A 6,000-nucleotide genomic window follows, 5' to 3' on the forward strand; every position below is an offset into this window, starting at 1 on the left:
TCCCGCTGGCGACCGCCGGGTCGACCGTCCGCCCTCGGTGTGGGGTCGCGGTGAGTGAGGAGCGCGTAGGAGCCCACCAGCTCGTCGAGGTGCGGGGGCTCAGGGTGACGGACGCGCTGCGCAGCACGGTGTACGAGATGCGGCACTCCCCGAGCCTGGCCGGCGCTGTGGAGGCGGCGGACATGGCCGCCACGTCGGACCTGGTCAGTCGAGACGAGCTCGCCGTCGCAGTGGCGGCTCATCGGGCCTGGACCGGTGTGGAGCAGGCGAGGCGGGCCCTGGCCCTCATGGCCGAGAACTCCTGGTCACCGGCCGAGAGTCGCCTCCGTCTGCGCTGGCTCCAGTGGTCGGGTGAACGTGCGCTGCTGTGCAACCAGCCTGTCTTCGATCTCCAGGGCCGGCACGTCGGTACGTCGGATCTCCTCGACGCCCGAGCCGGGGTGCTCGGTGAGTACGACGGGGACGACCACTGGAACCGGGAGCGTCGGCGGGGTGACCTCAGTCGACTCGAAAGGTTCCAGGACCTGGGGCTGGAGGTGGTGACCTTCGTGGCGGGTGAGTCCGACCGTGACGTGGCCGACCGGCTGCGCGGCGCCTATGGGCGGGCGGCGCTGCGTCCCGCCGCTGACCGCGCCTGGACGCTGCGTGCGCCCACCTGGTGGCAGCCCACCACCACCGTCGCCCTGCGCCGCAGCCTCGAACCCGCCCAGCGAAGGCGCTTGCTCGGGCGTCAGCAGCCTGCTGCGTGAGGTCGGTCGGAGGCGGTGGCCTGGGTACGACCCACCACATTCGTGGTTTCGGGCGGGCAGAACCACGAATGTGGTGGGTCGTACCCCGACCCGTCCGCCCGACCGGTCGTCAGGGACTGCCCGAGCCTCAGGGCAGGCCGACGAGGCTCAGCACCCCGTACGCGAGGGCGGCGAGGAGGGCGGAGCCGGGGAGGGTGAGGGCCCACCCGATCGCGATGGAGCGCGCGACGCCCCAGCGGACGGCGGTGAGCCGCCGGGTCGCCCCGGCACCGACCACCGCGGAGGTGATCGTGTGGGTGGTGGAGACCGGGGCGTGCAGGGCCGCCGCGACGTACATGACCGAGGCAGCCACCGACTCGGCTGCGAAGCCGCGGGGCGGGTCGAGGTCGATGATCCGGCGGCCGAGGGTGCGCATGATCCGCCAGCCGCCGGCCCAGGTGCCGAGCGAGATGGCGGTGGCGGCGGCCAGCACGACCCACAGCGGCAGGTCGCCGGGCTGGGCGTACCCGCCGACGATCAGCGCGAGCACGATGACGCCCATCGTCTTCTGCGCGTCCTGCAGCCCGTGACCCAGCGCCATGGCGGCCGCCGAGAGGGTCTGCGCCATCCGGAAGCCGCGGTAGGTGCGCTGGGGCGCCGAGCGCCGGAAGACCCACATCAGCGCGACCATCACCAGCATCGCCAGCGCGAAGCCGACCAGCGGGGAGAGCACCAGCGGCACCACGACCCGGCCGAGCACCACGCCCCAGTGCACCAGCGAGCCGCTGACCAGCGCGGCGCCGAGCAGACCGCCGATCAGCGCGTGCGAGGACGAGGAGGGCAGACCGCGCCACCACGTCCCGATGTTCCACGCGATGGCGGCGAGCAGGGCGGCCATCACGACCGTCAGCCCGTGCGAGGCGCTGCCGCTGGGGGTCACGACCTCGGAGATCGTCACGGCGACGGCCTGGCCGAGCAGCGCGCCCACGAAGTTCATGACGGCGGCCAGCGCCAGCGCGACCCGCGGGGTCAGCGCCCGGGTGGAGACCGAGGTCGCCACCGCGTTGGCCGCGTCGTGGAACCCGTTGGTGTAGTCGAACACCAGCGCGATCACGACCACGGCGACGATGATCGCCAGGTCCACCTCAGGACTCCTTGACGACGATCTGCTCGACGATGTTGGCGACCCGCTCGAACGCGTCGATCGTGTCCTCCAACGACTCCACGACGTCCTTCAGCTTCAGCACCTCCAGCGGCGCGTACTCGCCGGAGAAGAGGTGGGCCAGCAGCCGGCGGTGGTTGCGGTCGCCGGTGTTCTCGAGCCGGTTGATCTCGATCCAGTACTCGTCGAGGTCGCGCAGCCCGCGCAGCGACGGCATGGCCGCGGCGGTCACCTCGGCGCACCGGCCGATCACGTCGACCTGGTCGGTGAGCCCGGTCGGCAGGTCCACCACGCCGTAGAGCAGCATCCGGTCCACGGCGTCGTCGATGCCGTCCATGACGTCGTCCAGCGCCGCGGCGAGACGGTAGATGTCCTCGCGGTCGAAGGGGGTCACGAACGTCGAGTTCACCTTGCGGATGAGCTCGTGGGTGCGCTCGTCGGCGGCGTGCTCGGCCTCGCGCATCCGCGCCGCCACGTCCTCACGGTCGGCACCGGCGGTGACCATCTCGGCGAGCAGGCCGGCGCCGCCGACCAGGTGTCGGGCGGAGTCGGTGAGCATCGTGTAGAAGGCGCCCTCGACCGGGCGGAACCGCAGACCCACGAGCCACTCCTCGTCCACAGGCACGCCGGGGGTGCGCGCTCACCCCGAAGGGTAGGGCGGACGACGGCCGGGCAGCCAACCAGCGGGCCGCCGGCGTCCGCCCCACCACCGCGGGGCGTGACGGCCGTCTCAGGCGTTCTTGGCCGACCCGCGCCGGCGCCGCTGCCGCTCGATCAGCGTCTCCTGGAGGTGCACCTCGCCCTGGCTGCGGGTCCACTCGCCGTCGGCGCCGAGCACCCAGGCGTCGGTGTCGGCGTCGAAGGCGAGGTCGAGCACCGCGGCCACCTCGGCCAGCGAGTGCGCGTCGGGGAGCCGGACGAGCACCTCGACGCGACGGTCGAGGTTGCGGTGCATCATGTCGGCCGAGCCGATCCAGCACTGCGGCTCCCCGCCGTTCTCGAACCAGAAGACGCGGCTGTGCTCGAGGAACCGCCCGAGCACCGAGCGCACGGTGATGTTCTCGCTCAGCCCGGGCACGCCGGGACGCAGCGAGCAGATGCCGCGCACCAGCAGCTCGACCGGCACCCCCTCGCGCGAGGCCAGGTAGAGGGCGTCGATGATCGCCTCGTCGACCACCGAGTTGGCCTTGAGCCGGATGCGGGCCGGGCGCCCGGCCCGGTGGTGGCCGATCTCGGTGTGGATGGCCTCGACCAGCCCCGAGCGCACCGAGTCCGGCGCGACGAGCAGGTCGTCGTAGGAGGCGTTGCGCGACCAGCCGGAGAGGTTGTTGAACAGGTGCCCGACGTCCTCGGTGATCTGCTCGTTGGTGGTGAGCAGGCCGAGGTCCTCGTACATCCGGGAGGTCTTCGGGTTGTAGTTGCCGGTGCCGACGTGGGCGTAGCGGCGGATGCCGTCGCCCTCCGAGCGGACCACCAGCGACAGCTTGCAGTGCGTCTTCAGGCCGACGAGGCCGTAGACGACGTGGCAGCCGGCGTGCTCGAGCTTGCGGGCCCAGCGGATGTTGGCCTGCTCGTCGAAGCGGGCCTTGATCTCGACGATCACCAGCACCTGCTTGCCGGCCTCGGCGGCGTCGATGAGGGCGTCGATGATCGGGGAGTCGCCCGAGGTGCGGTACAGCGTCTGCTTGATCGCCAGCACGTGCGGGTCGGCCGCCGCCTGCTCCAGGAACCGCTGCACCGAGGTGGAGAACGAGTCGTAGGGGTGGTGCAGCAGCACGTCGTGGCGGCGCAGCGACTTGAACACGTCCACGGGCGCGGCCGACTCGACCTCCGCCAGCCGCGGGTGCGTGGTCGGCACGAACGCCGGGTACTTCAGCTCCTCGCGCGGCAGGTCGGCCAGCCCGTGCAGGCCGCGCAGGTCGAGCGGGCCGGGCAGCCGGAAGACCTCCGGCTCGGAGATGTCGAGCTCGGAGACGAGCAGCTCGAGCACGTCGTCGTCGATGGACTCCTCGACCTCGAGGCGCACCGGCGGGCCGAAGCGGCGGCGCAGCAGCTCCTTCTCGAGCGCGGCCAGCAGGTTCTCGGCGTCGTCCTCCTCGACCTCGAGGTCCTCGTTGCGGGTGACGCGGAACGTGTGGACCTTGAGGATCTCCATGCCGGGGAACAGCCGGTTCAGGTGCTCGCCGATCACGTCCTCCAGCGGCACGAACCGCTGGTTGCCCAGCGGCACGAAGCGGCTGAAGATCGGCGGCACCTTGACCCGCGCGAAGTGCTCCTTGCCCGTCTTCGGGTTGCGGATCAGCACCGCGAGGTTGAGCGAGAGCCCCGAGATGTAGGGGAACGGGTGCGCCGGGTCGACGGCCAGCGGCGTGAGGACGGGGAAGATCCGCTCCTTGAACATCCGCTTGCAGTACTTCTGCTCGTCGCGGTCCAGCGCGTCCCAGCGCAGCAGCTCGATGCCCTGCTCGGCCATGCCGGGCAGGACCTCCTCGGTGAAGACCTTCGACTGCCGCAGCGTCAGCTCGTGCGCGGTGGACCAGATCTGCTCCAGCACCTCGCGGGGCATCAGGCCGGACGCGGCACGCACCGCCACGCCCGCGGCGATGCGCCGCTTCAGGCCGGCCACGCGGACCATGAAGAACTCGTCCAGGTTCGAGGTGAAGATCGCCAGGAACCGGCAGCGCTCCAGCAGCGGCAGCGAGTCGTCCTCGGCCAGCTCGAGCACCCGCTGGTTGAACCGCAGCCACGACAGCTCGCGGTCGAGGAACCGGTCGTCGAACTCACCGATCTCGCTCACCGCCTCGTCGTCGGGCACGTACGGGGGCTCGACGTCGAACGGCTCGTTCGGGGCGGCGTCGGCGTTCTCCACGATCTCGGCGGACATGGGCCCATCCTTCCACCTCGCACCGACGTCGGGCAGCCGCCGTCGGGGGTGGCGGACGGAGTCGGAGGACCCGTCGTCCAGCGTTCACCGGGCGTTCACGGCGGGCGGGTGAAGGTGCTGCCGACTCGGCGGAGGGCCCTCGGGAGAGGGCTTGAGGGAGAGGGGAGCGGGAGAGGGGAGGGGGAGAGGGTCAGAGGGACGGGCGCCAGCGCCGCAGCTCGCGGGTGAACTCCTCGGCGTCGACCATGGAGCGGTCCACGCTCATCGGCTCCAGGCCCGGGCCGGAGAGGTCGACCCGCCACTGCCGGGTGCCGGGCTCGCCGACCATCTCGACGCGGGTGGCGCTGTCGTAGGCGTCGAAGCGGCCCACGTCATCGCGGTGCTGCACGGTCACCACGCCCAGGCTGTCGATGCGGACGGCGGCAGCCGGGCGGCGCACCACGAGCGCGACCACGAGCAGCACGAGCGCGAGCGCGGCGGACCCGGCCAGCAGCGGGTCGCCCGAGACGGCCTCGGCCGGCGGCTGGGACCAGTCGGCCAGGAACGCCGAGTACACGGCCACGCCGGCCGCCACGGCCGCGAGCACGAGCAGCAGGGAGCCGAGCACGTTGCTGCGCTGGCCGGAGACGGCCACGGAGGCCTCGCCGGGGTCGGCGGAGGCAAAGGTGGAGGCAGGGGCAGAAGCCGGCACGGCGGACGAGGCGTGCGCACCGGCACCGCCGGCGTCCTGCGTGCCCGGGGCACCGGCGGGGCGCTCCAGGCCGCGCGGCCCGAGCCCGGCCTCGGCGGCGCGCAGGCGGGCGGTGACCTCGGCGAGCTGGGCGCTGAGCTCCTCCAGGCGGCGCTCGGCGGCGAGCCGGTCCTGGTAGGCGCCCTCGACGAGCTCGTGGGCGTGCCGGACGGAGGACTCGACGGCCTGGCGGTCGAGCTCGCGGGCGGCGAGCGCGTCCTCGGCCTCGCCACGCAGGCGGGCCGACTCGGCCGCGGCGTTCTCGGCGGCGACCCGGGCGGCCACCGCCGCGGCCAGCTCGTCGGCGTGCCGCTGCTCGGCGGCCGCGATGTCCTCGAGCGCCTCGACGGTGCGCTGCTCGGCGGACTCACGCTCGGCCTGGGCACCGGCGGCGGCCTCGGCGGCGGCGCGGGCGGACTCCTCGGCCTCGCCGCGCAGCCGGGCGGCCTCCACGGCGGCGGTCTCGGCGGCGGTGCGGGCGTCGTGCGCCTCGCCG

5 protein-coding genes are annotated in these 6,000 nt (G+C 73.0%); 1 reads left to right on the forward strand and 4 read right to left on the reverse strand.

Translation table 11 applies throughout. The features are described from left to right. Nucleotides 1-50: 50 nt before the first annotated feature. Nucleotides 51-749: a hypothetical protein gene (locus tag M8330_RS14835; protein ID WP_250827964.1), complete on the forward strand. Its 699-nt coding sequence runs from the start codon at nt 51-53 to the stop codon at nt 747-749. 127 nt (nt 750-876) lie between these two features. Here M8330_RS14835 and M8330_RS14840 read toward each other — a convergent pair whose 3' ends face one another. From M8330_RS14840 to M8330_RS14855, 4 genes are all read right to left on the reverse strand, one after another. Further along, on the reverse strand, nt 877-1,872 hold the full coding sequence (locus tag M8330_RS14840; RefSeq protein WP_250055047.1) for an inorganic phosphate transporter: 996 nt from the start codon (nt 1,870-1,872) through the stop codon (nt 877-879). Nucleotide 1,873: 1 nt separating this feature from the next. Next, nucleotides 1,874-2,491: a DUF47 domain-containing protein gene (locus tag M8330_RS14845; RefSeq protein WP_250055048.1), complete on the reverse strand. Its 618-nt coding sequence runs from the start codon at nt 2,489-2,491 to the stop codon at nt 1,874-1,876. Between the two features lie 129 nt (nt 2,492-2,620). Continuing rightward, a complete protein-coding gene (locus M8330_RS14850) occupies nt 2,621-4,774 on the reverse strand; it encodes an RNA degradosome polyphosphate kinase (protein ID WP_250055049.1) in 2,154 nt (717 codons plus the stop codon). A gap of 190 nt (nt 4,775-4,964) precedes the next feature. Beyond that, the coding region (locus M8330_RS14855) for a hypothetical protein (protein ID WP_372490225.1) at nt 4,965-6,000 on the reverse strand (1,036 nt) is incomplete at its 5' end.

This window comes from Nocardioides bruguierae (assembly GCF_023656415.1).
Lineage (GTDB): Bacteria > Actinomycetota > Actinomycetes > Propionibacteriales > Nocardioidaceae > Nocardioides > Nocardioides bruguierae.

Coding starts and splice junctions, on each gene's coding strand:
- M8330_RS14850 (WP_250055049.1), bottom strand. CDS start 4,774: ATGTCCGCCGAGATCGTGGAGAACGCCGACGCCGCCCCGAACGAGCCG.